This window comes from Nocardia sp. NPDC050630 (assembly GCF_044457245.1).
Lineage (GTDB): Bacteria > Actinomycetota > Actinomycetes > Mycobacteriales > Mycobacteriaceae > Nocardia.
The window spans coordinates 278,391-302,621 of sequence record NZ_JBITGN010000006.1 but is presented as its reverse complement, the minus strand read 5'-3'; the positions used below and the strand labels follow the sequence as shown (position 1 = coordinate 302,621).

28 protein-coding genes and 1 riboswitch are annotated in these 24,231 nt (G+C 65.1%); of the genes, 15 read left to right on the top strand and 13 right to left on the bottom strand.

Annotation, left to right across the window (positions count from 1 at the left end; genetic code table 11):
* Positions 1–116: 116 nt before the first annotated feature.
* Complete coding sequence (locus ACIBG0_RS18550; protein ID WP_397033902.1) at positions 117–1,313, top strand: Rieske 2Fe-2S domain-containing protein; 1,197 nt, start codon at positions 117–119, stop codon at positions 1,311–1,313.
* The gene (locus ACIBG0_RS18545; protein WP_397033900.1) at positions 1,313–1,642 is read left to right on the top strand and encodes a hypothetical protein; all 330 of its coding nucleotides are present in this window, start codon (positions 1,313–1,315) and stop codon (positions 1,640–1,642) included. The genes ACIBG0_RS18550 and ACIBG0_RS18545 overlap by 1 nt, the downstream gene beginning before the upstream one ends.
* Here ACIBG0_RS18545 and ACIBG0_RS18540 read toward each other — a convergent pair whose 3' ends face one another.
* The 5 genes from ACIBG0_RS18540 to ACIBG0_RS18520 form a co-directional block, all read right to left on the bottom strand.
* Complete coding sequence (locus tag ACIBG0_RS18540) at positions 1,643–2,053, bottom strand: cupin domain-containing protein (RefSeq protein ID WP_397033898.1); 411 nt, start codon at positions 2,051–2,053, stop codon at positions 1,643–1,645.
* An 8-nt stretch (positions 2,054–2,061) separates the two neighbouring features.
* Positions 2,062–2,493 carry a PIN domain nuclease gene (locus tag ACIBG0_RS18535; protein ID WP_397033896.1) on the bottom strand — a complete coding sequence of 144 codons (432 nt, stop codon included), beginning with the start codon at positions 2,491–2,493 and terminating at the stop codon, positions 2,062–2,064.
* Entirely contained in the window at positions 2,490–2,705 is a 216-nt protein-coding gene (locus ACIBG0_RS18530; RefSeq protein ID WP_063042695.1) for a type II toxin-antitoxin system VapB family antitoxin, read from the bottom strand. Before ACIBG0_RS18530 ends, ACIBG0_RS18535 begins: the two co-directional genes overlap by 4 nt.
* A gap of 72 nt (positions 2,706–2,777) precedes the next feature.
* Positions 2,778–3,350, bottom strand: a complete 573-nt coding sequence (locus ACIBG0_RS18525) for a methylated-DNA--[protein]-cysteine S-methyltransferase (RefSeq protein ID WP_397033894.1) — start codon at positions 3,348–3,350, stop codon at positions 2,778–2,780.
* Positions 3,351–3,402: 52 nt separating this feature from the next.
* Positions 3,403–3,717 carry a hypothetical protein gene (locus tag ACIBG0_RS18520; protein WP_397033892.1) on the bottom strand — a complete coding sequence of 105 codons (315 nt, stop codon included), beginning with the start codon at positions 3,715–3,717 and terminating at the stop codon, positions 3,403–3,405.
* Between the two features lie 62 nt (positions 3,718–3,779).
* Between ACIBG0_RS18520 and ACIBG0_RS18515 the strand changes: the two genes are divergently transcribed.
* Complete coding sequence (locus ACIBG0_RS18515) at positions 3,780–5,282, top strand: PLP-dependent aminotransferase family protein (protein WP_397033890.1); 1,503 nt, start codon at positions 3,780–3,782, stop codon at positions 5,280–5,282.
* 235 nt (positions 5,283–5,517) lie between these two features.
* On the top strand, positions 5,518–6,219 hold the full coding sequence (locus ACIBG0_RS18510) for an NUDIX hydrolase (protein ID WP_397033888.1): 702 nt from the start codon (positions 5,518–5,520) through the stop codon (positions 6,217–6,219).
* A 125-nt stretch (positions 6,220–6,344) separates the two neighbouring features.
* On the opposite strand, the gene ACIBG0_RS18505 is transcribed toward ACIBG0_RS18510, so the two are convergent.
* Both ACIBG0_RS18505 and ACIBG0_RS18500 read right to left on the bottom strand, forming a co-directional pair.
* On the bottom strand, positions 6,345–7,442 hold the full coding sequence (locus tag ACIBG0_RS18505; protein WP_397033886.1) for a CaiB/BaiF CoA transferase family protein: 1,098 nt from the start codon (positions 7,440–7,442) through the stop codon (positions 6,345–6,347).
* Positions 7,443–7,524: 82 nt separating this feature from the next.
* Positions 7,525–7,839, bottom strand: a complete 315-nt coding sequence (locus tag ACIBG0_RS18500; protein WP_397033884.1) for a hypothetical protein — start codon at positions 7,837–7,839, stop codon at positions 7,525–7,527.
* 81 nt (positions 7,840–7,920) lie between these two features.
* Here ACIBG0_RS18500 and ACIBG0_RS18495 point away from each other — a divergent pair, with 81 nt between their 5' ends.
* Together ACIBG0_RS18495 and ACIBG0_RS18490 are read left to right on the top strand one after the other, a co-directional pair.
* Entirely contained in the window at positions 7,921–8,502 is a 582-nt protein-coding gene (locus ACIBG0_RS18495) for a TetR/AcrR family transcriptional regulator (RefSeq protein ID WP_397033882.1), read from the top strand.
* 71 nt (positions 8,503–8,573) lie between these two features.
* Positions 8,574–9,203, top strand: a complete 630-nt coding sequence (locus ACIBG0_RS18490; RefSeq protein WP_397033881.1) for a MerR family transcriptional regulator — start codon at positions 8,574–8,576, stop codon at positions 9,201–9,203.
* A 70-nt stretch (positions 9,204–9,273) separates the two neighbouring features.
* Here the strand turns inward: ACIBG0_RS18490 and ACIBG0_RS18485 are convergent, their stop codons facing one another.
* The 3 genes from ACIBG0_RS18485 to ACIBG0_RS18475 form a co-directional block, all read right to left on the bottom strand.
* A complete protein-coding gene (locus tag ACIBG0_RS18485; RefSeq protein ID WP_397033879.1) occupies positions 9,274–10,488 on the bottom strand; it encodes an O-succinylhomoserine sulfhydrylase in 1,215 nt (404 codons plus the stop codon).
* Positions 10,485–10,901, bottom strand: coding sequence for a rhodanese-like domain-containing protein (locus ACIBG0_RS18480; RefSeq protein ID WP_397033877.1), 417 nt, complete (start codon positions 10,899–10,901; stop codon positions 10,485–10,487). The genes ACIBG0_RS18485 and ACIBG0_RS18480 overlap by 4 nt, the downstream gene beginning before the upstream one ends.
* 14 nt (positions 10,902–10,915) lie before the next feature.
* Positions 10,916–11,032, bottom strand: a riboswitch (SAM riboswitch).
* A 65-nt stretch (positions 11,033–11,097) separates the two neighbouring features.
* On the bottom strand, positions 11,098–11,553 hold the full coding sequence (locus ACIBG0_RS18475) for a hypothetical protein (RefSeq protein WP_397033875.1): 456 nt from the start codon (positions 11,551–11,553) through the stop codon (positions 11,098–11,100).
* A 318-nt stretch (positions 11,554–11,871) separates the two neighbouring features.
* Here ACIBG0_RS18475 and ACIBG0_RS18470 point away from each other — a divergent pair, with 318 nt between their 5' ends.
* Together ACIBG0_RS18470 and ACIBG0_RS18465 are read left to right on the top strand one after the other, a co-directional pair.
* A complete protein-coding gene (locus ACIBG0_RS18470) occupies positions 11,872–13,314 on the top strand; it encodes an FAD-dependent oxidoreductase (protein WP_397033873.1) in 1,443 nt (480 codons plus the stop codon).
* A 94-nt stretch (positions 13,315–13,408) separates the two neighbouring features.
* Complete coding sequence (locus tag ACIBG0_RS18465; RefSeq protein WP_397033871.1) at positions 13,409–14,299, top strand: amidohydrolase family protein; 891 nt, start codon at positions 13,409–13,411, stop codon at positions 14,297–14,299.
* 56 nt (positions 14,300–14,355) lie between these two features.
* Here ACIBG0_RS18465 and ACIBG0_RS18460 read toward each other — a convergent pair whose 3' ends face one another.
* Entirely contained in the window at positions 14,356–14,838 is a 483-nt protein-coding gene (locus ACIBG0_RS18460) for a DUF456 domain-containing protein (protein WP_397033870.1), read from the bottom strand.
* Positions 14,839–14,987: 149 nt separating this feature from the next.
* Here ACIBG0_RS18460 and ACIBG0_RS18455 point away from each other — a divergent pair, with 149 nt between their 5' ends.
* From ACIBG0_RS18455 to ACIBG0_RS18440, 4 genes are all read left to right on the top strand, one after another.
* A complete protein-coding gene (locus ACIBG0_RS18455; RefSeq protein WP_397033868.1) occupies positions 14,988–15,731 on the top strand; it encodes an SDR family NAD(P)-dependent oxidoreductase in 744 nt (247 codons plus the stop codon).
* Between the two features lie 88 nt (positions 15,732–15,819).
* Positions 15,820–16,266, top strand: coding sequence for an RpiB/LacA/LacB family sugar-phosphate isomerase (locus tag ACIBG0_RS18450; protein ID WP_397033866.1), 447 nt, complete (start codon positions 15,820–15,822; stop codon positions 16,264–16,266).
* A 40-nt stretch (positions 16,267–16,306) separates the two neighbouring features.
* A complete protein-coding gene (locus ACIBG0_RS18445; protein WP_397033864.1) occupies positions 16,307–16,948 on the top strand; it encodes a DJ-1/PfpI family protein in 642 nt (213 codons plus the stop codon).
* Positions 16,949–17,005: 57 nt separating this feature from the next.
* Positions 17,006–17,458, top strand: a complete 453-nt coding sequence (locus ACIBG0_RS18440) for a MarR family winged helix-turn-helix transcriptional regulator (protein ID WP_397033862.1) — start codon at positions 17,006–17,008, stop codon at positions 17,456–17,458.
* Positions 17,459–17,628: 170 nt separating this feature from the next.
* On the opposite strand, the gene ACIBG0_RS18435 is transcribed toward ACIBG0_RS18440, so the two are convergent.
* A complete protein-coding gene (locus tag ACIBG0_RS18435) occupies positions 17,629–18,426 on the bottom strand; it encodes an HAD-IIA family hydrolase (protein ID WP_397033861.1) in 798 nt (265 codons plus the stop codon).
* A 438-nt stretch (positions 18,427–18,864) separates the two neighbouring features.
* Between ACIBG0_RS18435 and fgd the strand changes: the two genes are divergently transcribed.
* Positions 18,865–19,875 carry a glucose-6-phosphate dehydrogenase (coenzyme-F420) gene (fgd, locus tag ACIBG0_RS18430; protein WP_397033859.1) on the top strand — a complete coding sequence of 337 codons (1,011 nt, stop codon included), beginning with the start codon at positions 18,865–18,867 and terminating at the stop codon, positions 19,873–19,875.
* A gap of 222 nt (positions 19,876–20,097) precedes the next feature.
* On the opposite strand, the gene ACIBG0_RS18425 is transcribed toward fgd, so the two are convergent.
* A complete protein-coding gene (locus ACIBG0_RS18425; protein ID WP_397033857.1) occupies positions 20,098–20,601 on the bottom strand; it encodes a nitroreductase family deazaflavin-dependent oxidoreductase in 504 nt (167 codons plus the stop codon).
* 80 nt (positions 20,602–20,681) lie between these two features.
* Here ACIBG0_RS18425 and pta point away from each other — a divergent pair, with 80 nt between their 5' ends.
* Entirely contained in the window at positions 20,682–22,754 is a 2,073-nt protein-coding gene (gene pta, locus ACIBG0_RS18420; protein ID WP_397033855.1) for a phosphate acetyltransferase, read from the top strand.
* A 182-nt stretch (positions 22,755–22,936) separates the two neighbouring features.
* Positions 22,937–24,199 carry an acetate kinase gene (locus ACIBG0_RS18415; protein ID WP_397033854.1) on the top strand — a complete coding sequence of 421 codons (1,263 nt, stop codon included), beginning with the start codon at positions 22,937–22,939 and terminating at the stop codon, positions 24,197–24,199.
* The last annotated feature ends 32 nt before the right edge of the window (positions 24,200–24,231 follow it).

The following is a 24,231-nucleotide window of genomic DNA, read 5'->3' as shown; positions in this document are numbered from 1 at the left end:
AGAACGGGTGACCATAAGGGGCATTCGTCACCGATTCGCAGGTGGTCGACGGAATCGCTGGCGTGGAACGCGACATTTTTGTAACGTGTTCTAGTACAGAAGGAGGAGGAATCGCGATGGCAGTTACCCCACTGGGGAGCGGTGCGAAGGTCCGCGAGCTCGATGTGGGCTCCGCACCCACCCGATATGCGCGGGGATGGCATTGCCTCGGTTTGGCGAAAACGTTCCGCGACGGTAAGCCGCACGCGGTCGAGGTGTTCGGAACCAAGCTCGTCGTCTGGGTCGACAGCAATGACGAACTCCGGGTGCTGGACGCCTACTGCAGGCATATGGGTGGCGACCTGACCATGGGCGAGGTCAAGGACGGTGATATCGCCTGCCCGTTCCACGACTGGCGCTGGTCCGGCACCAGCGGCAAATGCACCGCGATTCCCTATGCGCGGCGCGTGCCGCCACTGGCGCGCACCCGCAAATGGACCACCCTCGAGCGCAACGGCCAGCTGTTCGTCTGGCACGACGTCGAGGGCAGCCAGCCACCGCCGGAGGTGACCATTCCGCACATCGTCGGCCCGTACACCGACGCGGATGGCAATCCGAGCGAACAACTCGACAGCGGATGGACCGAATGGACCTGGAACTCCCTGCTGATCGAGGGCGCGAACTGCCGCGAGATCATCGACAACGTGGTGGATATGGCCCACTTCTTCTATATCCACTTCGCCTTCCCGACGTACTTCAAGAACGTCTTCGAGGGGCATATCGCCACCCAGTTCCTGGAGACCAAGGGTCGTCCCGATATCGGCATGGCCTCCAAGTACGGCGGCGACACCCTGCTGAAGTCGGAAGCGTCGTACTTCGGGCCCTCTTACATGATCAACCCGCTGGTCAATATCTACAGCGGATACGAGGTCAAGAGCGTCCTGATCAACTGCCACTACCCGGTGACACAGGATTCGTTCGTGCTGCAGTGGGGCGTCTCGCTGGAGAAGCCGAAGGGCGTCGATGGTGAGATGGCCGATAAGTTGGCCGCGAAGATGACCGAAGGCATCAGTGTCGGGTTCCTACAGGATGTCGAGATCTGGAAGCACAAGTCCAAGGTCGAAAATCCGCTGCTCTGTGAGGAGGACGGCCCGGTTTATCAGCTGCGTCGCTGGTACGACCAGTTCTATGTGGACCTGGCCGATGTGACCGACAAGATGACCCAGCGCTTCGAATTCGAGGTGGATACCACCAAGGCGAATGAGGCATGGGAGGCCGAGGTCGCCGAGAATCTCCGGCGCAAGCGGGAAACGGAAGCGGAAGCGGGAGTCTGATGGCGCCGACCTGGGCGAAAGCACCCGACTTCGCCGACGAACCGGCGCGGCGGGCCGCGGTGCAGGCCCAGACCGTCGTCGACAAACAGCGCTATCTGGAGGAGGGACTGACACCGCTGCGGTGTCAGTCCTGCCAGAGCGAGGTGCTGGTGCGCAAGAGTTCGTCGCACCAGACCTCGGTGCAGTGGACCGAGAATCCGGCCGCGCGCTGCCCGGTTTTCGGCCGGCTGAGCGCGCAAGGGTACGGGCCGGGGCGTCCGGAAACCTGTGCGCAACTGGAGAAGACGATCAAATGGGCGGTCGACGAGGGTGTGTTGGAGATCGACTGATCAGTCGAGGGTGAAGTCGGCGAAGTCGAATCCCGGCGCAACGATGCAGCTCACCAGCACGTACTCATCGCCAGCTGGCCGCGCGGCCTGACTGACCCCGCCCGGCACCACCGCCTGCAATACCTGACCGCGCTCGACATCGGGTCCTAGGAGAACCTCCTCGCCCCCGATGTCGAGCGCCAACGCCCCGCCCCGATGCCACAACCACACCTCGTCCGAGCGCACCGTATGCGGTGCCGACCGCTCACCCGGCATCAACAAGAAGTAGATCGCGGTCGCGCTGGCCCGCGGCCCCGGATAGCCCTCCGGCGTGAATTCGACCGCACTGCGCCAGGTTTGCCGATACCAGCCGCCCTCCGGATGCGGCTCCAAGTCCAGTGCAATAGCCAGCGCCGGTCGGTTATCGATCATGTCCCCGACTATGCCCGATCGATGGTCTTCTGGGAGCCCAGCCATTGATGCGGCTGACCGGTCACTGCGGCGATGCAGTCGAAGTCGTGATCCCGATGTAGCAAAGTCAGCCCGCGCAACTCGGCAGTGGCTGCGAGGACGAGGTCGACCGGGCCCGCGCTGCGATGCTGTCCCCGCTTGGTGAGCTCGGCCTGAACCTCCCAGGCGCGGGCGTAGGCCCGATCATCGACGGGTTCCCAGCCGAACAGCACCCGCATGTCGTCGACGGTCTGTTCCCGATCGGCCATGGAACGCGCACAGTAGAAGAACTCGAGCTCGACGATCGGGCAAACAGCGATCAGCCCCGCCGCTGCCGCGCGTTGCCAAGCGAAGGCGTCCGGATCCTGTTTCATGATCGGCACCAATGCGCTGGTGTCGATCAAGAACTGGGCCGCGCTCACCGCCGGTAGTTCCGCTTGTCCTCGAGCAGATCCATATCGAAGGCGCCGTCGGCGGCGGCATCCTGCAGTCGTATCAGTGCGAGTGTCCGTCGCCGGTTCTCCAGCACTTCACGGAGCGCCGAGTTCACCGTGTCCTTTTTTGTGCTGGTACCCAGTGTTTTCGAGACGTCGGCAAGCAGTTGATCATCGACATCGATCACAGTCCGAGCCATGCGCAACCCCCTTGATATCTAGTCGTATATCAAGGATATCAGCACGGATATACGTGGTCGAGGCGCTTCTGGTCAGAAGAGGGTGGGTTCGCCGAAGCCGGGGGTGCGTTCGATTTCCAGAAGGCGCTGTTTGGTGGTGATGCCGCCGGGGGCGGAGAAGCCGGTGAGAGTGTGGTCGGCGGCCAGGACTCGGTGGCAGGGGATGATCAGCGGGATCGGGTTGCGGCCGAGGGCCTGTCCGACGGCTTGGGCGGCGCCGGGCGCGCCGATACGGTCGGCGACCTGGCCGTAGCTGAGGGTGTGGCCGGGATCGATCGCACGGGTCACTTCGTAGACGGCGCGGTGGAATTCCGGAATTCCACTGGTGGTCACGGGAATCCAGCGCAGATCGTCGAGCTCCCCGGCGAGGTGGGCCTGGATGCGGGCGATGACATCGGCGAGCGGGCCGGTGGGTTTCGCCTCCGGAATGTCCTGCGAGTCCGGAATTCGGCTGCTGCGACGCATGATCCGGGTCCGCGTCGCGGCGGGGCTGGCCGCGGGCAGTCCGAATCGGAATACGAAGTCGTCGGCCCAGGCGATCGCGCAGGTGCCGATGGCGGTTTCGAACAGCGCCGACCCGGTGACCGGACGAGCGGAAGCACTCATACGGTCAGTGTGCACTCCGGGTCCGACAGCTGAGAGCAGACCAGTCCAGTTCTCAGAAACTGGCCTGGATACCACCGATGGTCGGCTTCACGGCCCCGCAGCTCGGATTCGAGGTCCGGCGTTGCGCGGCCCGCTCGGGATTCGCGAGGGCGGGCGCATCCGGATCCGGCACATCGTCGCGACCGTAGATCGCGGCGAGATCCGCGTATTGACGCTGGTTTTCGTAGTAGGACGGCGACCAAGCGGTCAAAGGTCCCGGCGCGTGGAACCGTTCGAGGCGAAAGGCCTCGCTCGGGCGTCGCGGTGCGAACCGGTGGATGAGATAGGCGAAGGCGGCGATGACGAGCAGGGTGGCGAGAGCGGTCATAAGAGTCAGCGTGCGCGCACTGGCCTTGTCATTGAATATCCACTTGGCTAATACTGGACTTTATGTCGACGAGAGTTATCGGTGCCGCCAGCCTTGCCCGCGATCTGGGGAGTTGGCGCAGTGCGGACGAGAACGGCGAACCGGGGGAGCGCCGCTCGACGCGCCCGGCCTATCTGGCTCTTGCCGAAGGCATCCGCCTGCTCATCCATGACGGTCGCGCACCGCTCGGTGTCGCGCTGCCCAGTGAGCGCGACCTCGCCACCACCCTCGGCGTCAGTCGCACGACCATTACCTCCACCTACAGCCTGCTGCGCGAACACGGCTATCTGATCAGCCGTCAGGGTTCGCGCAGCACCGTCGCCCTGCCGCGCGATGTGCAGCACGACGGCACCAAACCGGCCCGCAGCATCCTCGCGATGATGGCGCAACCGGAACTGCCGACCATTGATATGACCTATGCCGCCATGGCCGCGCCCATGGAAATGCAGGAGGCGTACTCCGTTGCACTGCAAGGCCTTCCGGCCTATCTCGGTACGCACGGCATGGATCCGGTCGGTGTGCTCGCGCTGCGCGAGGCGGTGGCCCGCCGCTACACCGAGCGCGGCCTGCCCACCGAACCGGACCAGATCCTGGTCACCCTGGGTGCCCAGCACGGCCTGCGGCTATTGCTGAATGTGCTCACCGCGCCCGCGGCCCGGGTTCTCATCGACCACCCGACCTATCCGAATGCCATCGAGGCGATCCGCGATGTCGGCGCCCGCCCGGTACCGGTGCCGCTGCGCCCCGAAACCCCGGAGTCCGGCTGGGATCTCGACGGGATCCGCAGTGCGGCAAGGCAAACCGCGGCCACCCTGGCCTACCTGGTCCCGGACTTCAACAACCCGACCGGCCTGTTGCTCGGCGCCGACGGCCGCGCCGAACTGGCCGCCATCGCCCGCGAAACCCGGATGACCGTGGTGATCGACGAGTCGATGGTGGACCTGAGCTTGACCGACCGGACCGCGCCACCGCCGGTCGCGGCCTTCGCCAAGGGCAGCGAGATCATCACCATCGGCTCGGCCTCCAAATCCTTCTGGGGCGGTCTGCGCGTCGGCTGGATTCGCACCAACCAGTCGCTGATCACCAAACTGCTCGGCATCCGATCCACCGTCGACCTCGGCACGCCCGTCATGGACCAGTTGGCCACCATCCACCTGCTGGACAACGCCGACACCATCCTCACCCGTCGTCGCGACCAACTCCGCGCCCAGCGTGCGGCTTTGCTCACCACGCTCGGCGAAGAGCTCCCGGACTGGCGCACGATCGTCGGCGATGGCGGAATGTCGGTCTGGGCGCAGCTTCCGGCTCCGGTCTCGACGGCGCTGGCCGCAACCGCCCCCAACCACGGTGTATTGCTCGCCGCCGGACCGAGATTCGGTGTTCAGGGCGCCTTCGAACGCTTTATCCGACTTCCCTTCACTCATCCGGAACCGGAACTGCGCCTGGCGGTGAAGTCCATCGCCGCCGCCTACGAAGCCCTCACGCCCCGTGCCGCGGACCCCCTCCAACCGCTTACCTGCTACTGATGCTTCTCGTATACCGAATGGTGATCTCGCACACGGTATATAGCCCATTGCCGAATTGTTGCGGATTTGGCGATTGCGCAGGTCGCGCCCTTATTTTGGCGGTTGCCGTGCAATCATGCTCAGCCGGAGGTGATTTGATCCCCCGAGTGTGACGGGAGGCGCATCGGTAACAGCCACTATGCGGTACGTGAGATAGCGACTGGGTGTGCGAGAGCCGTAGGGCAAGATCTAGGGTGTGGGACCTAGTGCGGGACCAGGTGTCCCTGAGAGTGTCGATGCCTTCCGTGTGCTCGCGCGTGCGCGGTTGGGCGAGTTCCCGCATACCGAGGTGGCCGATGCGCCGGGTATTCGGCGGGCAGCGGTGTTGTTATGCGTGGTAGCAGTGGACGGCCCACCATCGGTGCTGGTCATCAAACGCGCGTATCGCGGGCGCAACGCCGGGCAATGGGCGTTGCCCGGTGGGCGGGTCGACGACGGGGAAACGGTTGAGCAGGCGGCGATCCGTGAATTGCACGAGGAACTCGGACTGACCGCCAGCCCGGCCGATCTGCTCGGCAGGCTCGATGACTTTCCCGCCGCGTCGGGCTTCGTCATCACCCCGATCGTGGCGGCTCTCAACGACGCATCCGAGCTGCGGCCCAGTCCGGACGAGGTCCACTCGGTCCATCAAGTGGATCTCGCCCGGCTGGCCGCCGACGATGTCCCGCACTGGGTGCACCCGAACGATGCCGTGCGACAAAAGGATCTGCGCGGCGACGCTCCTTCGCTCGAGTCGGACGGCCTTGGCCTACTGCAGATGCGCCTCGCCGAGAACATGACCATCCACGCCCCAACCGGTGCCATGCTCTGGCAGTTCCGCGAAGTCATACTGCTCGGCCGAGACCCCGCCGCCGCCCGCATCGCCCATTTCGCCCAGCCGGAATGGACCCGCAACTAGCTGTTGTCGCGCCGCGCTCGGATTGTCGCGCCGCGCATGAATTCGCGGGCGAAAACATGCGTGGCGCGTGAATCGGTGCGCGGGAGCAGTTGGAGCGCGCCGCGGAGGGTGCTGGCGGCGAGTTGTCAGTTCGTCCAGATGGATTCGATCGGGGTGGCGTCGGTGGGGGGCGGGGTGGGGGTACCGGCGGGGGTGCGGGAGAAGCGGGGGGCCGGTGCGTGCTGGACGACACCGTCGATCTCGATCAATCCGGTGCGCGCCACAATGTGTGGATTCTGTTCTGCTTCAGTGAAAGTCAATACTGGTGTCGTGCACGCGTCGGTGCCGTCGAAGATCGCGGCCCATTCGTCCCGTGTCTTGGTCTTGAACTTCTCCGTGAAGAGCTTCTTCAGCTGATCCTGACCATTCGGATCGATCTGTGCGGGCAGACCTTCGGGATCGATCTCCAAGCCCCGCAACAGCTCCGCGTAGAACTGTGGCTCGATCGCGCCGACCGCCATGTACTTGCCGTCCGAGGTCTCGTATGTGTCATAGAACGCCATACCGGTATCGAGCAGGTTGGTGCCGCGCTCATCCGACCACAGGCCCATGCCGCGCATACCCCAGATCATGTGTGAAAGGGCAAGCGCGCCATCAATCATCGCCGAATCGATGACCTGCCCCTTACCGGAACTCTGCCGCTCGACCAGGGCCGCGAGAATGCCGAATACCAGGAACATCGAGCCGCCACCGAAATCGCCGACCATATTCAGCGGCGGCACCGGGCGCTCTCCCTTGCGGCCGATGGCGTGCAGCACACCGGTCAGCGAGATGTAGTTGATGTCGTGTCCGGCGCGATCGGCCAGTGGACCGTCCTGCCCCCAGCCGGTCATCCGGCCGTAGACCAGCCGTGGGTTGCGCGCGAGCACGGCATCCGGGCCGAGACCCATGCGTTCGGTGACGCCGGGCCGGAACCCTTCGATCAGCACATCCGCCTTCTCGGCGAGTCCCAGCACCTTCTCGATATCCGCCGGATCCTTCAGATTCGCCTCGACGATGGTGCGCCCGCGCCACTGCGGCCGCTCCATGAAGCCGGGCAGCATATGGGGTCGCTGTACCCGCACCACGTCGGCGCCGAGGTCCGCCAGCAGCAGTGCCGCATGCGGACCGGGGCCGATACCGGCCAGTTCGATGACCTTGATGCCCGCGAGCGGGCCCTGCTCGGCGGTGGATGGTGTACTCACGCCCTACCTCGGTTCGTCGTTGATCCAGCGCTCCTCGGGGGTGACCCGAGGCTGTATTGACAGTATGACAATAACGCCGAAGCTATACGCGAGATGGGTTCGCGAGGCCCAAGGCGGAGTTGAGTCGATAGGCCCCACCGCGGCCGTGGAATATCGCCATCGCCACCGCGCCGACCAGGGCGCCGCCGATGCCCGCGTAGGCGTGCGCCGGGAGGTCGGCCCAGTATCCGATGACGGCGGCGAGTGCGAGTCCGAACGTGCCCGCCACCGCATTGCGCAGCGGATCGTTACCCCACACGTTCGGAAACTGTTCGCCGACCATGCCTTTGACGAAATGCGGTACCGCATTCGCGCCGAACAGTCCGGCGAGTGCGGACAACAGGATTGTGTGCCACATGATGATCCTCTTTCGGTCAACGGTTGTAGACCGAAAGCTAGCATGGCGGTTGGCTTCGGTCAACGCCCGTAGACTGGGCCGATGAAGTCTCGCCCTCGCAGCCGCGCCGAGCAACGGCAGAGCACGCAATCCCGGATCCTTGATGCGGCCAAGCGGCTGTTCGCCGAGGTCGGCTACGACCGGGCCACCGTTCGTGCCATCGCCGCCGAGGCGCAGGCCGATCCCGGACTGGTGATGCGCTATTTCGGGTCGAAAGACAATCTCTTCGCCCAGGCTTCCGGTTTCGAACAGGAAGACCTGGTCACCGGCACGGCCGAAGAGGCGGCCGAGCAACTGCTAGCCGCACTCGAAATCAAACTCGCCCAGCACCCCACCGACGCACTCGCCGCAATCCGCTCCATGTTCACCCATCCCGACGCCGCCGCCGAAGTACAGCTCGCCATGGTGTCCCGGCAGAGGCAGGCCGCCCAGCACCTCGCCGACGACGATGCCGACCTGCGTGCCGGGCTGATCGGTGCGATCACCATCGGCACCGTCATCGGTCGACACCTACTCCAGCTGGACGGACTACGCGACGCCCCGCCCGAGCGCATCACAGCCCTGCTCCGCGAAGCCTTCCACGACATCGCCTGCGGCCCAACGGCAACAACCCCGGAGCCGTGATCGAAACGACACTTGAACCCGACGTAACGTCAGGTTTTAGCGTGGGTGGTGCACATCGATAGGAGGGCGCGTTGACCGAGCGGGTATGGCGGGTCGGAGATTTGGCCCGGGAGACCGGCGTGACGGTGCGGACGCTGCACCATTACGACCGGCTCGAGCTGTTGGTGCCGTCGTCACGAACATCGGGCGGGCACCGGTGCTATACCCGAGACGATGTCCGGTGGCTGCATCGCATTGTGGCGTTGCGGGGCTTCGGGTTTCGGCTCGAGGACATTGCGGCCGTCCTCCGCGCAGAACCCGATCAGGACCCACGCGAGCTGGTAAGGCAGCAGTTGGCGTTGGTCGAGGACCGCATCACCCGGGCCACCGGACTGCGGGACCGCCTGCTCGATGTGCTCGACGGCCTCGACCACGCGGTCGAGCCATCGGCGTCGGAATTCCTGCGATTGATCGAGGAGACCATCACGATGAACCAACCACTGACCCCGGAAGAGTTCGCCCGGCTGACGCGGCAGCGCGAAGAATATGCGCGGCAGTTGAGTTCGGAAGAGCTTGCGGCTTTGACGAAACGGCGGGAGGCGGCCTTGGCGGCGATGAGCCCGGCCGAACGCGAGCGATTGCGAGCCGCACGCGCACAGATGATTCCGCCGGGCACCGAGATCACCGGCAGAGCGATGCCTTCGAGCATCCCGGACGCGTGATTGCCGTCTTGGTCGTGGTCACCGACGCCGCCGTGCCGAACTTGGTCCGGCGAGGTCGGTGACATGAGCTCTAGCTCAGCGCGTAGTCCAAATCGCCCAGCAAATCCTCGACATCCTCCAGCCCCACCGAGATGCGGACGACGCCGTCGGACAGGCCGATGGTGGCGCGGCCTTCGGGGCCCATGGCGCGGTGGGTTGTGGTGGCCGGATGGGTGATGAGGCTCTTGGAGTCGCCGAGGTTATTGGAGATATCGATGATGCGCAGGCGGTTGAGGACCTCGAAGGCGCGCTTCTTGGCCTCGTCCTCGGGCGCATTCAGTTCGAAGGTGACCACGGTGCCGCCGCCGCTCATCTGGCTGATCGCCAGGTCGTGCTGCGGATGCGACTCCAGGTACGGGTAGCGCACCCACGAGACGGATTTGTTGCTCTCGAGGAAGCGCGCGATGCGCAGTGCGGCTTCGGTCGAATGACGCACGCGCAGCGGCATGGTCTCCAAACCCTTGAGCAGGGTCCATGCGTTGAAGGGGCTCAGCGCCGGGCCGGTATGGCGCATAAGGGTTTTCACCGGACCGTCGATGTAGTCCTCGGCGCCGAGGATCGCACCACCGAGCACCCTGCCCTGACCATCGATGTGCTTGGTGCCCGAATACACCAGCACATCGGCACCGAGTTCGAACCCGCGCTGCAGCAGCGGCGTGGCAAAGACGTTGTCCAGCACCACTTTCGCGCCTGCGGCGTGCGCGAGCTCGGTCACCCGGCGCACGTCGACCAGGGTCTGCATCGGATTGGCCGGTGTCTCGAAGAATACGGCCTGGGTCGGCACCGAAAGCGCCTGCTCCCACTGATCCGGATCATCGCCGTCGACGAAGACCGTCTCCACTCCCCAGCGCGGCAGGATCTCGTTGCACACCACGAAGCACGAGCCGAACAAACTGCGCGCGGCGACAAGTCGGTCGCCTGCGCCCAAAAGCGCACCGAGCGCAGTGAATACGGCCGCCATACCGCTTGCGGTCGCGAAACACGCTTCGGCGCCGTCGATCAGACGCAGCCGCTCCTCGAACATGGCGACCGTCGGGTTGCCGTAGCGGGAGTAGACGAAATGCTCGATATCGCCGGTGAATGCGGCCTCGGCCGCCTCGGCGCTCTCATAGACGAAACCGGAGGACAGATACAGCGCCTCGGCGGTTTCCTCGAATCCCGAGCGGCGCAGGCCACCTCGCACGCCGAGCGTCGCGGGACCGACACCTTCGGGCAGCGGCTTGTCGAACGCGCCCCCGGTGATCATGACTGCCGCCACGGCAGGCCGATGGCGCGCCAGCCGGAACCGCCACGATGTCCGAACTCGTCGATCGGGCCCTCGAAGCCCTCCAGCACATTGAACGACGGGGCGATGCCTGCCCCGGTCGCGGCCACCGCCGCGCCAACCGAGCGCTGTCCGGAGCGACAGAGGAAGACGACGGGCGCCGCCGGATCGCGACCCTCCAGCGCCTTGGTCAATTGCTCGACGAATTCACCGTTGCGGGCGCCGTTGCTGTCGACCCATTCGATCAGGACCGTCGGCCGGTCGATCGAAGTCGTATCCGGCACGCCGACGAAACGCCATTCGGCCTCGGTGCGCACGTCGACCAAGACGGCTTCGGGGTTGTCCTGCAATAACTCCCACGCCTGCTGTGGGGTGATGTCACCGGCATATGTCATGCGATCCTCCTGTGAATCCACGCTTGCCGCACCTGGGCTTCGGTGCGCGGCCAGGTCGTCACCCGGAGCACCCCACCGCGGAGGAGGGTTGCCGACCAGCCAGCCGGGGCTTGGCGCTGGTACTCATGACCCGAAAATGAGATTGCCTGGGCAGGTGCCGCCGTGTCAAACCCCAGTTCGCGCCGCGCGGAAGTAATCAACCGCAGACGATCCAGCGGTCTTGGGAACGGGTCAGATTCCAGGTGGCCGGGGTCTCCCGGCCGTCGACCGCGATGGTCACCGTCGCCTTGGCTTTATCGCCGTCGACCATCGAATTCTCAATCTTGGTGACCTTGATCGACTTTCCGGCCGCGGACCCACCGAACTGACCTGCGAGCGGTGTCTTGGTCTCGTCGAACTCCGGACAGGCCACCCCAGGCGGCAGTGTGTTGTCGGTGGTGGCGCGGGCCTCCGCGTAGCGCTGCACCGCTGCCGCGATCTTGTCCGATTCTGTGACATTTTTCTCAGCGGGCGAAAGCACCGCCCCGAGCACGATCGCGATGAGCACGACAGCGGCGAAGACGGCCGCCGCGATGAACGGCGCGATGGAGCGACGATCGGTCTGATCGACCTCGATTACGGGTTCTTCATCGGTGCCCTGCTGCTCTGTCATGCGTCGATCATCCCTGGTCGACGGTGGTATCCGGCACTCGCCCCCGCGCGCAGGCCATTACCCGCGACGCGCGGATTTGATAGATGTCACCAGAGCGGGTAGTCACGGTAGGTGGGCCGGGACAGCAAACACCCGGTGTACGCACCGCCGCAGGGTGCGCGCTATGCCACCGATAGAATCGCGAGACTGCGGCGTGGCTGTCATAGCCGAGATGGCCGCCTGTTCGCATCGGCAGATGCGACCGAGAGGGTGCGTCAAGTTAGCCTAAGCTAAGACTGACGCCGTCAATTGTTTCGACCATAAGGGTGCGCGTAAGAGATGACCGAAAACAGTGCTGAGTCGACCAGCGGTGCGCAAGCTGCCTCCTCCAGGCCTGACGCGCACACCGCGGGGCCTCGCCCGCTTCGCATCGCGATCGTCGGCGCGGGCCCAGCCGGCATCTACGCCGCCGACGCGTTGATGAAATCAGATGCCGAGGTGAGCATCGACCTGTACGAGCGCATGCCCGCGCCGTTCGGATTGATCCGCTACGGCGTCGCGCCGGACCATCCGCGCATCAAAGGCATCATCACCGCCCTGCACAAGGTGCTGGACAAGCCGCAGGTCCGCCTGCTCGGCAATATCGACTACGGCACCGACATCACCCTCGATGATCTGCGCACGTTCTATGACGCGGTCATCTTCTCCACCGGCGCCAACGCCGACCGCGCACTGCCTATCCCGGGCATCGACCTGGACGGCAGCTACGGCGCCGCGGACTTCGTCTCCTGGTATGACGGCCACCCGGACGTGCCGCGCACCTGGCCGCTGGAGGCGGAGAAGGTCGCGGTCCTCGGCGTCGGTAACGTCGCACTCGACGTGGCGCGCGTGCTGGCCAAGACCGGTGACGAACTGCTGCCCACCGAGATCCCGCCGAACGTTTACAACGGCCTGCAGGCCAATAAGGCCGTCGAGGTGCACGTCTTCGGCCGCCGCGGCCCGGCGCAGGCCAAGTTCACCCCGCTCGAGCTGCGCGAACTCGACCATTCCCCGACCATCGAGGTCATCGTCGATCCCGAGGACATCGACTACGACGAGGGCTCCGAGGCCGCGCGGCGGCACTCCAAGCAGGTCGACATGATCGCCAACACCCTGGAGCAGTGGGCCATCCGCGATGTCGGCAACCGCCCGCACAAGCTGTTCCTGCACTTCTTCGAATCGCCTGCCGAGATCCTCGGCGAGGACGGCAAGGTCGTCGGCCTGCGCACCGAGCGCACCCAGCTCGACGGCACCGGCAATGTGAAGGGCACCGGTGTGTTCAAGGACTGGGACGTCCAGGCCGTCTATCGCGCCGTCGGCTACCTGTCGCAGAACCTCACCAACCTGCCGTTCGACGATCAGGCCGGGGTCGTCCCGAACGAGGCCGGACGCGTCCTTGCCGACGAGGACGCGGACGGTGCGGACCGCTACCTTCCCGCCACCTATGTCACCGGCTGGATCAAGCGCGGCCCGGTCGGCCTCATCGGCCACACCAAAGGCGACGCCAACGAGACCGTGGCCTGCCTGCTCGACGACAGCGTGAACTTCACCCCGGCCGCCCAGCCGGAACTGGACGCGGTCACCGAATTCCTCGAGGGCAAGGGCATCCCGTTCACCACCTGGCAGGGCTGGTACCGCCTCGACGCGCATGAGCGTGCACTCGGCGAGCCGGAGGGCCGCGAGCGCGTCAAGGTCGTCGAGCGCGAGGACATGCTGCGCGCCAGCGAGCCGCACAAGGTCTAGTCCCGCCGCCGGGCGGCGACGGAAATCCGTCGCCGCCACGGCAGCTCGCCGACATGAGCCGGGAATCTCCCTCCCTCAGGCGGGAGCGGATCCAATGAGGCATTCTGTACAAGTGTTCGATGCCCATCTCCACATCTTCGACCCGCGGTTCCCGCTGGCCGAGAACGAGGGCTACCTGCCCGACCCGTTCACCATCGCCGATTATCGAAAGCGTATGTCGCGGTTCGATGTCGGCGGCGGCGCCGTGGTCAGCGGATCGTTCCAAGGCACCGATCAGACCTACCTCAAAGCGGCGCTGGCCGAGCTCGGTGAGGGGTGGGTCGGCGTCACCGCGCTGGACCCCGACGCCACCGACGAAGAGATCATCGAACTCGACCGGATCGGTGTGCGTGCGCTGCGGTTCAACGTCAAGCGTGCGGCCGCGGATATCACCGCGATGACGCTCCAGGCGTTGCGTGCGCACGACCTCGTCGGCTGGCATGTCGAGGTGTATATCGACGGCAACATGCTCACCTCGATGCAGCCGGTGATCTCGAAGCTGCCGGTGTTCTCCATCGACCATCTCGGCATGTCCGAGGAAGGCCTGCCCTATCTGCTGGATCTGGTGGATCGCGGGGCTCGGGTGAAGGCGACCGGTTTCGGTCGGGTGCACATGAAGGTGGCCGATACGCTGCGCCGAATCCATGCGGTCAATCCCGAGGCGCTGATGTTCGGTACCGATCTGCCCGGCACCCGGGCGGGGCGGCCATTCCGGGATTCCGATGTCGACCTGATCTGCGATGTGGTCGGCACCGATATGTTCAAGGTGCTGGAGGACAACGCGCGGGCATTCTACCGGCTGCCCGCTCGCGAACGCGCGATTGCGGCCGACCCGACGCCCACCCTGCCGATTCACCGCACCGAGCAGCCGACGCTGCCGCTGCGGCGCGATGAACTGCCGAAGTTCGAACCGGCGGATACGATTCCGTTCCCGATCATCGAGTGAGCGCGCCCTGGCCGTGGGCCGGTACCGCAGCGTATGAATGCCGCAGACGCTGACGATCAGGCGATGATCGCGCCGATGACCCACACGCCCGTGGCCAACAGCGCACCGAAGAGCTCGATCAGCATCGACAATCCGACGCCCTTGAGCGCGTGAACCGTTGCCTGCCAAGCTCGTTGGTTGTCGCGCAGCCGCTGCAACTCCGAAAGGTACACGCCCAGAACGAATCCCACGAACAATCCGACCACCGGGATGAGGAAGAAGCCAACGATGCCGAAGATCGCGCCGATGAACAGCGCGCGATTGGATACCCCCGCATCCTTCATCTTCCGGCCCGGCCAGGTGTATTTGATGACGCCGGACAGCACCAAAAAGGCTGTGCCGATGGCGAATACGATCCACGCCGTCGTACCCCCGGTCAGGAACGCCCACACGGCGATGGCCCCGAAGATCAAGATGGCCCCCGGCAGAATCGGGACGATGATCCCGACCAGTCCCACCAGAATTACCAGGCCGACAACTACCTCACCCCAAGCTGACACTGCCGGTCCCTCCGCTCTGCGCGTCTTGTCACGCTGCCAGGATTCTGGCCTACTTGCCGGGTTCATGCATGGGGGAGTAATCGAGCCGGCGTTTGTGAGGCCGCTCACAGGTTGTCACGTCGCGAGTGGAGCGGGGCGTCTTTGTGGGCATGACGAACACAGAACAGACGACAGTATTGATCACCGGAGCCAACAAGGGGCTCGGTCTCGAAGCGGCGCGGCGGCTCGGGGAACAGGGGTGGACGATCTTCCTCGGGTCGCGTGACGGTGCTCGCGGGCGGGCCGCCGAGGAGAAACTCGCCGCTGACGGGGTGCGGGTGGTGCTGGTCCCGCTGGACGTGACCTCGGACGAGTCGGTGTCCGATGCGGTGCGGCTGGTTCGGGAGCACACCGACCGACTGGATGTGTTGATCAACAACGCCGGTGCGCCGGGAAATATTGTCGCGCCCGCGGACGCGACGGCTGACGAAATTCATTCCGTCTACGACACCAACGTGTACGGACCGATCCGGGTCACGCACGCGTTTCTGCCCTTGCTGCAGGCGGCGCAGAATCCGCGGGTGGTGATGGTGTCCAGTGGTGGCGGTTCCTTCGCGGTCGTGACCGATCCGGATCAGCCGGTCTCGAAGATGCACGAGCTCGCCTACAGCTCGTCGAAAGCGGCGCTGAACATGATTACCGTGCGGTATGCCCAGGCGCTTCCGAAGATCAAATTCAATGTCGCAACTCCCGGCGAGGTCGCAAATCGCAAGTTCGCCGCCACCGACATGAACCATCACACCGGACAGCTGACGGTTACCGAGGGCACCGATTCGATCGTCGAACTCGCGATGATCGACGCCGACGGGCCGACCGGGATCTTCATCGATCGCCTCGGACCAGTTGCCTGGTGACGCGCGCGGTGGCCCGTCCTCGGAACAGGGGACGGGCCGCTCGCCGTTTTGCGGGGCTGTGTGGTGGGGACGTTATTACGCTTGGGGTATGCGAATTTCGGTTGCGGCGGATGAGCGGGTCGGGGTGGCCGAGGAGCTGGTGGTGGAGCTCGGGCGGCGGGGGTTCGAGACGGTGGTCCATGGGGCGCTATCGGATAGTGAGCGCGACGACTGGGCTTGGGCCAGTGAGGCGGCGGCGCGGGATGTGGCCGAGGGTCGGGCGGAGCAGGGGGTGGTGTGCTGTTGGACGGGGACGGGGGCTTCTATTGCCGCCAACAAGGTGGCGGGGATCCGGGCCGCGCTGTGTGGGGATGCGGCGACCGCCGCTGGTGCGCGGAAGTGGAATGACGCGAATGTGCTTGCGCTGAGCCTGCGTTCGACTTCCCGGGCAGAGCTGACGGAGATTCTCGACGCGTGGTTCGGCGGCGAGCCGAGTGCTGATGTGGAGGATCGCGCCAATATCGCGCATCTGGCGAAGATCGAACGCGGACATTGATGCATTGACAGTATGCTGTCAAATATGACAGCATACTGTCATGCCTACGAAAACAGTTCACATGGCCGTTTACGACACGCTCGCCGACTGGGAGGTCGGTGCGGCGACCGCGCATGTCAATCGGCCCAACTGGCAGAAGGCGCCTGGAACCTTCCAAGTGCAGACCGTTGGGCTCACCGCCGATCCGATCATGACGACAGGTGGGATGCGGATCGTGCCGGATATGGTGCTCGCCGATCTCACGCCCGCCGCGAGCGCGATGCTGATCCTGCCCGGCGCTGACACGTGGGAGACTGGCGAACTCGTGCCCTTCACTCACAAGGCGCGGGAGTTTCTGGATGCGGGGGTTCCGGTCGCGGCGATCTGTGGTGCCACCTTCGGATTGGCGAAGGAAGGGCTCCTCGATAATCACTCCCATACCGGTGCCGCCGCGGAATACCTTGCCGACAGCGGATATTCGGGCGGCGACCACTATCTGGACCAGGCCGCGGTGCTGGACGGCGATCTCATCACGGCAGGTCCGACCGCGCCGTTCGAATTCGCCCGGGAGGTATTGCGCAGGCTCGATGTCTATGAACCGCATGTGCTGGACGCGTGGTATCGCTTGTTCGGCCACAGCGATCCGGCCGCATTCGCCGCGCTTTCCGAGTACGAGGCGCATAGGACCACCGCTTCCGTGTGAGGAAGAATCCGCAGAGAATCGCCGATCCAGGAAGGCGCGCAGAACAGGAGTTCCGAGATGAGTGACACGCCTGAGCAGGAACTCTTCGCGAGCGTCGCTATCACCTCGTTCCGGCTGAATGGTCAATTCCTCGCCATCGCAGAGGAATTGGCCGCGCCCGGCGGAATTACGGCGGCGTGGTGGCAGGTGCTCGGCGCGGTGCTGCGCGAACCACTGCCGGTCGCCGGAATCGCCCGAGCGATGGGGATCACCCGGCAGAGTGTGCAGCGCATCGCGGACCTCCTGGTGGACAAGGGACTTGCCGAGTACCAGCCGAATCCGGCGCACCGCCGGGCCAAACTCGTCGCGGTCACCGAGTCGGGTCGCGAGGCCATCAAACGCATCAATCCACAGCATGCCGTCATGGCGAAACGGCTCGCCGATGAACTCGGTGCCGAGCAATTCGCCCTGACCGCGCAGGTCATGACCCGACTCTCAACCGCGCTCGACGCCATCACCGACCAGGCCTGATTGCCGGCTGTGGGGCAACGGACCTATTCCGAACGCCTACACCACGGTGCCCACGCCAGCGCTGCCATCAGCCGGTCGTCAATTCGGCCCAGTAAGTCAGTGAATCCGCTCACGCCAGCCCGCGCCTGTCTTGGTGTGTGGCGGCCGTACCGGATGCGAATCCGCGTCGGTCAGGCGAAGGGTTTGTCGGTTCGGCCGACCAGGTCGGCAACTGAATCGACGACCAGGGTCGGGCGGTACGGGAATTGCTCGACCGACTCGCGGGTGGAGATGCCGGTGGTGACCAGGACGGTGCGCATGCCCGCTTCGAGGCCCGAGACGATATCGGTGTCCATCCGGTCGCCGATCATCACTGTCGATTGCGAATGCGCGCCGATCCGGCGCAGTGCCGAGCGCATCATCAGTGGGTTCGGCTTGCCGACGTAGTACGGCTCCCTGCCGGTGGCACGGGTGATCAGCGCGGCAACCGAGCCGGTCGCGGGAAGCAGACCCTCGCGGGACGGTCCGGTCGCGTCGGGGTTGGTGGCGATGAAGCGCGCGCCTCGGTCTACCAGGCGGATCGCGGTGGTGATCGCCTCGAAGGAGTAGGTGCGGGTTTCGCCGAGCACCACGTAGTCCGGAGCGCTATCGGTCAGCACATAGCCGATTTCGTGCAGGGCGGTGGTGAGGCCGGATTCGCCGACCACGTAGGCGGTTCCATTGGGGCGCTGATCGTTGAGAAAGGTCGCGGTGGCCAGCGCCGAGGTCCAGATCGCCTCCTCCGGAATATCGAGTCCGGTGTGACGCAGCCGGGCCTGCAGATCGCGCGGTGTGCGGATGGAGTTATTGGTGAGCACCAAGAACGGGATCTCGTTGCTGCGCAGCTCGGCAAGGAACTTGTCGGCGCCCGGCACCAGATGGTCTTCGTGCACCAGCACCCCATCCATATCGGTCAAGTAGGACAGGATCGGTTCATCTGGTGTGCTCACCGGTCAATTGTCGGCTACCCGCCCGCTCACCGCTGGGATACCAGATCAGGTGCGACCATCCCCACACCGTGCCGCGCACCTTCGAGCTCGAGGCTGTACAAGTGGTGGGCGTCCAACAGACGGTATGAGCTGTGGCGATATATCGCGCGCCTCACCTTCGAGCTCGAGGCTGTACAAGCGGTGCGCATCCAGCAGACGGTATGAGCTGTGCGCGCTCGCGTAGCGCGACCCTGCGCATCGCGCTGGCTCGGGCTGACTATGGTCGAGGGGAGGCCGTGTGAGAACCGATCGCGCAGCGCTCAGGTAGGCCGATCGCGGCTCGGGAACTCCCGTGTCGCCCTTGCGGTTGTACCGGGATGCGGTCGCGGGATTCAGGCGGCCGACGGTGTGCGGAACCTCCCGCACGGACCGTTGAGCTAAGCGACAGGAGTGGCGCATATGGGTGATCTCAAGCTCGGATACAAGGCGTCGGCAGAACAATTCGGACCGCGGGAATTAGTGGATATCGCGGTGGCGGCCGAGGAACACGGCCTCGACAGCGCGACCGTGAGCGACCATTTCCAGCCATGGCGGCACAAGGGCGGACACGCACCGTTCTCGCTGGCCTGGATGGCCGCGGTGGGCGAGCGCACCAAGCGCATCCAACTCGGTACCTCGGTGCTCACCCCGACCTTCCGCTACAACCCCGCCGTGATCGCGCAGGCCTTCGCGACCATGGGTTGTCTCTACCCGGATCGCATCATGCTCGGTGTCGGCAGTGGCGAGGCGCTCAATGAGATCGCCACCGGCTATACCGGCGAATGGCCGGAATTCAAGGAGCGTTTCGCCCGGCTGCGCGAATCCGTCGATCTCATGCGCGCGCTGTGGACCGGTGAGCGCACCGACTTCGACGGTGAGTACTACAAGACCGTCGGCGCCTCGATCTACGACGTGCCCAAGGGCGGCATCCCGATCTACGTCGCCGCGGGCGGACCCCTGGTCGCGCGCTACGCGGGCCGGGCCGGTGACGGTTTCATCTGCACCTCCGGCAAGGGCATGGACCTCTATACCGAGAAGCTGATGCCCGCCGTCGCGGAGGGTGCTGCCAAGGCCGGACGCACCATCGAGCAGATCGACCGGATGATCGAAATCAAGATCTCCTACGACACCGATCCCGAACTGGCATTGGAGAATACGCGCTTCTGGGCCCCGCTCTCGCTGACCGCCGAGCAGAAGCACTCGATTACCGACCCGATCGAAATGGAGGCCGCCGCCGACGCCCTCCCGATCGAGCAGATCGCCAAGCGCTGGATCGTCGCCAGTGATCCCGACGAGGCCGTCGAACAGATCAAGCCTTACCTCGACGCCGGTCTCAACCACCTGGTCTTCCACGCCCCCGGCCACGATCAGCCCCGCTTCCTCGACCTCTTCCAGCGCGACCTGGCCCCCCGCCTGCGCGCCCTGGGCTGAGCCGCGACCTGCCTCCGGCGTCAGCAAATCCCCATCGAGGGTAGTCGAACGGTGCCTCATCGGCAGTCCCGCAAAGCCCCTTTGACTACCCTCGGCGTTGGTTGTCCAGCACCCGAGTGCGCGGCGGCTAGGCGGCACTTGGGCTGACCTGCCGGTCGAACGCAGTCAATTGGTGGCTGATGGGCAGTCACGCCCCTCTGACTGCGCTCGGTTGGGCGGGGGTCAGGCTCGGGTGAGGGCGAAGATGCGGAGGTCTCGGGTGGTGCGGGTGCGGTAGACGCCGTAGGCGCTGGTGATTTCGATGAAGCGGGCGAAGAGGGCGTCTTTGTCGGCTTCGACCAGGGTGGCGCGCACGGGGATGCGTTGGCCTGCGATGGCGACGGTGGCATTCGGGTTCGCCAGGAGGTTGGCGGTCCAGGCTGGATGATGCTGCTGGCCGAAGTTACTGCCGATCACGTAGATGGTGTCGCCGTCGTGCAGGTAGAGCAGTGGTTGGGTGCGCGGCTCACCGGATTTGCGACCGGTGGTGGTGAGCAGCATGACCGGCGCGCCGATCGGACCGAGAAGCGTGTACTTGGCGTTCGTGCGCTCGAGGATGGCCCGATCCAGCGGGGTGACTTTCCGAATCAGCCATGACCCGGGTTTGGTGGAAGCGAGCTTGGTCGCCAGGCGGGCAAGAAAATTGGTGTTCGAACCCCACTGCTGCTTCGGGAATTGCTCAGCCATGCCCGGACTATATACGGATAGTCGTGATTGCCGTCTCGCCGAACGGTCGAGGTAGCGGCGGGTTCACTAAGCTTTCGGACATGGCCGATTCCGCTCCATCCGCTGTGTACATCGCATCTCCGGAGGGTGACACCGGAAAATCGACGGTGGCCCTCGGCATGCTCCAGATGCTGTGCGCGACCACCGCCCGGGTCGGCGTATTCCGCCCGATCACCCGCTCGACCACCGAGCCGGATTACATCCTGGAATTGCTGCTCGAGCACAGCACCGCCGATATCGATTACGCGCAGGCCATCGGCGTCACCTACGAGCAGGTACACGCGGATCCGGATGCCGCGATCAGCGAGATCGTGATGCGGTTCCACGAGGTCGCGAAGCTGTGTGACGCGGTGGTGATCGTCGGCAGTGACTACACCGATGTGGCCAGCCCGAGCGAGTTGCGCTTCAACGCCCGCATCGCGGTGAACCTCGGCGCGCCGGTGCTGCTGGTGGTGCGCGGTGCGGGCCGTACCCCCGACGAGGTCGAACAGCTGGCCGAGTTGTGCGCGCACGAGCTGGCTCTCGAACACGCGCACCTGATGTCCATTATCGCCAACCGTTGCGATCCAGAGCAATTGGACGAAGTCGGCGCCGCACTGCAGGCCTTCGATGTGCCGTCCTGGACGTTACCCGAAGTGCCACTGCTGATTTCGCCAACCATGGCTGAGCTGTGTACCGCCATCGACGGCGAAATATACAGCGGTGATGTGGAATTGCTGCAGCGCGAGGCGCTGAAGATCATGGTCGGCGGTATGACAGCCGAACATATTCTGGAGCGGTTGGTCGACGGTGTGGTCGTCATCGCGCCCGGTGACCGTTCCGACGTACTGCTCAGTGTCGTGAACGCGCATGAGGCAGAAGGCTTTCCGTCGCTATCGGGCATCATCATGAACGGTGGCATGCTGCCGCATCCGGCCATCGCCAGGCTGATGAACGGGCTCAAGCCCAAGCTGCCGATCCTCACTACCGAGCTCGGCACCTACGACACCGCGAGCGCGGCCTTCCGCACCCGCGGCCGCATGTCGGCGGGCAGCCCGCGCAAGGTCGATACCGCGCTGGCCCTGATGGAACAGCATATCGACGCGCCCGAGCTGTTGCGGCGCATCGAGATTCCGGATACCCCGGTGGTGACACCGCAGATGTTCGAATACCAGCTGATCGAACGCGCCAGGGCCGACCGCAAGACCATTGTGCTGCCCGAGGGCGACGACGACCGGATTCTGCGCGCCGCCGGTCGCGTACTGCAGCGCAAAATCGCGGATCTGGTCATTCTCGGTGATGAGGCCGCGGCGCGTGCCCGCGCCGCGGAACTCGGCGTCGATATCTCGGCAGCACGGGTACTCGACCCGCGCACCTCCGGCTACCTCGACGAATTCGCCGCGGAATACACCGAATTGCGCAAGCACAAGGGCATGACACTGGAGCGCGCCCGCGAAACCATGGCCGATATCTCCTATTTCGGCACCATGATGGTGCACAAGGGCATAGCCGACGGCATGGTCTCCGGCGCCGCGCACACCACGGCGCACACCATCCGACCGTCCTTCGAGATCATCAAGACCGTGCCGGGCGTCTCCACCGTCTCCAGTGTGTTCCTGATGTGCCTGGCCGACCGGGTGCTCGCCTACGGCGACTGCGCCGTCGTCCCGGATCCGACCTCGGAGCAGTTGGCCGATATCGCGATCTCCTCCGCGCACACCGCGGCCCGCTTCGGCATCGACGCGCGAATCGCGATGCTGTCGTACTCGACCGGTGAATCCGGTAGTGGCGTCGATGTGGACAAGGTGCGCGTCGCGACCAAACTGGTCCGCGAGCGCGCGCCGGAGCTGCTGGTGGAGGGCCCGATCCAGTACGACGCCGCGATCGAACCGACCGTGGCGACCACCAAACTTCCGGATTCCGAAGTGGCCGGGCGCGCAACGGTCTTCGTGTTTCCCGACCTCAATACCGGTAACAACACCTATAAGGCGGTTCAGCGCAGCGCCGGTGCGATCGCGATCGGTCCGGTGCTGCAGGGGCTGCGCAAACCGGTCAACGATCTGTCTCGCGGTGCGCTCGTCGCCGACATCGTGAATACCGTCGCGATTACGGCGATCCAGGCGCAGGAGGGTTGATGCGAACCGACTCGTTCGATGCGCAGACCATGTCCTCCCACACTGATGGCAGACCGATGAGCGAGATGTTCGGCGGCCCGGACCACACCGGTGGCCCGCGACGGGCGGCCTGCTGCGGACCGACTGGCGGCGACCGTGATTGCTGAACGAGTGCGGGGAACGCACGAAACGCAGGAGGTGTGATGAACGCGGCATCGCGGAGCGATTCGACAAGCGGCGGCGGTCCGGCGACGGGTGGGCGCGATGACCTGGTGTTGGTGATCAACTCCGGCTCGTCGTCGATCAAATACCAACTGCTGGACCCGGACTCGGGTGCGGTTGCCGCCTCCGGCATGGTCGATCGGATCGGCGAGGAGCAGGCCGGAATCGAGCACCAGGTCGATGGCCGAACCATCGAACATCGCGAGCCGATCGCCGATCACACGGCGGGGTTGCGGCTGGTCTTCGATGTGTTCGCCGAATCCGGCCACGATCTGGCCGCGGCGGGTGTGCGCGCGGTCGGGCACCGCGTTGTGCACGGCGGTGAGGTGTTCTACCGCCCGACGCTCATCGATGACGCTGTGGTCGCGGCCATATCCGAGCTATCTTCGCTCGCGCCGCTGCATAATCCGGCGAATGTGGCGGGCATCGAGAGTGCGCGCGAACTGCTGCCCGGCGTACCGCAGGTCGCGGTCTTCGATACCGCGTTCTTCCACAGCCTGCCCGATGCCGCCAAAACTTACGCCATCGACGCGAAACTCGCTGTCGCGCATGGCATCCGGAAGTACGGCTTTCACGGCACTTCGCACGAGTACGTTTCCGGTCGCGTCGCCGCGCTGCTCGATCGAGATCCGGCCGACCTGAATCAGATCATCTTCCACCTCGGCAATGGTGCTTCGGCATCGGCCATTCGCGGCGGACATCCGATCGACACCACCATGGGACTCACCCCGCTGGAGGGCCTGGTGATGGGTACCAGGGGCGGGGATCTCGATCCGGGGATCATCGCGCATCTGGTCCGTGCCGCCCATATGGATGTCGACCGGATCGATGAAATGCTGAACCGCAATTCCGGACTCAAGGGCCTGTCCGGCGTCAACGACTTCCGTGAGTTGCAGCGGCTGATCGAGGCGGGCGATACCGCGGCCCGCCTGGCCTACGACGTGTATATCCACCGCCTGCGCCGCTATCTCGGCGCGTATCTGATCGAACTCGGCGGCGTCGACGCCATTACCTTCACCGCGGGCGTCGGCGAGAACAGTCCGCAGGTCCGCGCCGACGCGCTCGCCGGGCTGTCCCGCTTCGGCATCGTGGTCGATCCGGACCGCAATACCGCGAAGGACCGCGCCGCCCGGCATATCTCCGCACCGGGGGCCGAGGTTGCCGTGCTGGTCGTGCCGACCAATGAGGAACTGGCGATCGCGCAGGCCGCGCTACGCGTTGTCGCAGCTCAGCGCGATGATTGAGCGGCCCTAGAAAACCTCACGGAATCCTCACA

Coding starts and splice junctions, on each gene's coding strand:
- ACIBG0_RS18550 (WP_397033902.1), top strand. CDS start 117: ATGGCAGTTACCCCACTGGGGAGCGGTGCGAAGGTCCGCGAGCTCGAT.
- ACIBG0_RS18545 (WP_397033900.1), top strand. CDS start 1,313: ATGGCGCCGACCTGGGCGAAAGCACCCGACTTCGCCGACGAACCGGCG.
- ACIBG0_RS18540 (WP_397033898.1), bottom strand. CDS start 2,053: ATGATCGATAACCGACCGGCGCTGGCTATTGCACTGGACTTGGAGCCG.
- ACIBG0_RS18530 (WP_063042695.1), bottom strand. CDS start 2,705: ATGGCTCGGACTGTGATCGATGTCGATGATCAACTGCTTGCCGACGTC.
- ACIBG0_RS18525 (WP_397033894.1), bottom strand. CDS start 3,350: ATGAGTGCTTCCGCTCGTCCGGTCACCGGGTCGGCGCTGTTCGAAACC.
- ACIBG0_RS18520 (WP_397033892.1), bottom strand. CDS start 3,717: ATGACCGCTCTCGCCACCCTGCTCGTCATCGCCGCCTTCGCCTATCTC.
- ACIBG0_RS18515 (WP_397033890.1), top strand. CDS start 3,780: ATGTCGACGAGAGTTATCGGTGCCGCCAGCCTTGCCCGCGATCTGGGG.
- ACIBG0_RS18500 (WP_397033884.1), bottom strand. CDS start 7,839: ATGTGGCACACAATCCTGTTGTCCGCACTCGCCGGACTGTTCGGCGCG.
- ACIBG0_RS18495 (WP_397033882.1), top strand. CDS start 7,921: ATGAAGTCTCGCCCTCGCAGCCGCGCCGAGCAACGGCAGAGCACGCAA.
- ACIBG0_RS18485 (WP_397033879.1), bottom strand. CDS start 10,488: ATGATCACCGGGGGCGCGTTCGACAAGCCGCTGCCCGAAGGTGTCGGT.
- ACIBG0_RS18480 (WP_397033877.1), bottom strand. CDS start 10,901: ATGACATATGCCGGTGACATCACCCCACAGCAGGCGTGGGAGTTATTG.
- ACIBG0_RS18475 (WP_397033875.1), bottom strand. CDS start 11,553: ATGACAGAGCAGCAGGGCACCGATGAAGAACCCGTAATCGAGGTCGAT.
- ACIBG0_RS18470 (WP_397033873.1), top strand. CDS start 11,872: ATGACCGAAAACAGTGCTGAGTCGACCAGCGGTGCGCAAGCTGCCTCC.
- ACIBG0_RS18465 (WP_397033871.1), top strand. CDS start 13,409: ATGAGGCATTCTGTACAAGTGTTCGATGCCCATCTCCACATCTTCGAC.
- ACIBG0_RS18455 (WP_397033868.1), top strand. CDS start 14,988: ATGACGAACACAGAACAGACGACAGTATTGATCACCGGAGCCAACAAG.
- ACIBG0_RS18450 (WP_397033866.1), top strand. CDS start 15,820: ATGCGAATTTCGGTTGCGGCGGATGAGCGGGTCGGGGTGGCCGAGGAG.
- ACIBG0_RS18445 (WP_397033864.1), top strand. CDS start 16,307: ATGCCTACGAAAACAGTTCACATGGCCGTTTACGACACGCTCGCCGAC.
- ACIBG0_RS18440 (WP_397033862.1), top strand. CDS start 17,006: ATGAGTGACACGCCTGAGCAGGAACTCTTCGCGAGCGTCGCTATCACC.
- fgd (WP_397033859.1), top strand. CDS start 18,865: ATGGGTGATCTCAAGCTCGGATACAAGGCGTCGGCAGAACAATTCGGA.
- ACIBG0_RS18425 (WP_397033857.1), bottom strand. CDS start 20,601: ATGGCTGAGCAATTCCCGAAGCAGCAGTGGGGTTCGAACACCAATTTT.
- pta (WP_397033855.1), top strand. CDS start 20,682: ATGGCCGATTCCGCTCCATCCGCTGTGTACATCGCATCTCCGGAGGGT.
- ACIBG0_RS18415 (WP_397033854.1), top strand. CDS start 22,937: ATGAACGCGGCATCGCGGAGCGATTCGACAAGCGGCGGCGGTCCGGCG.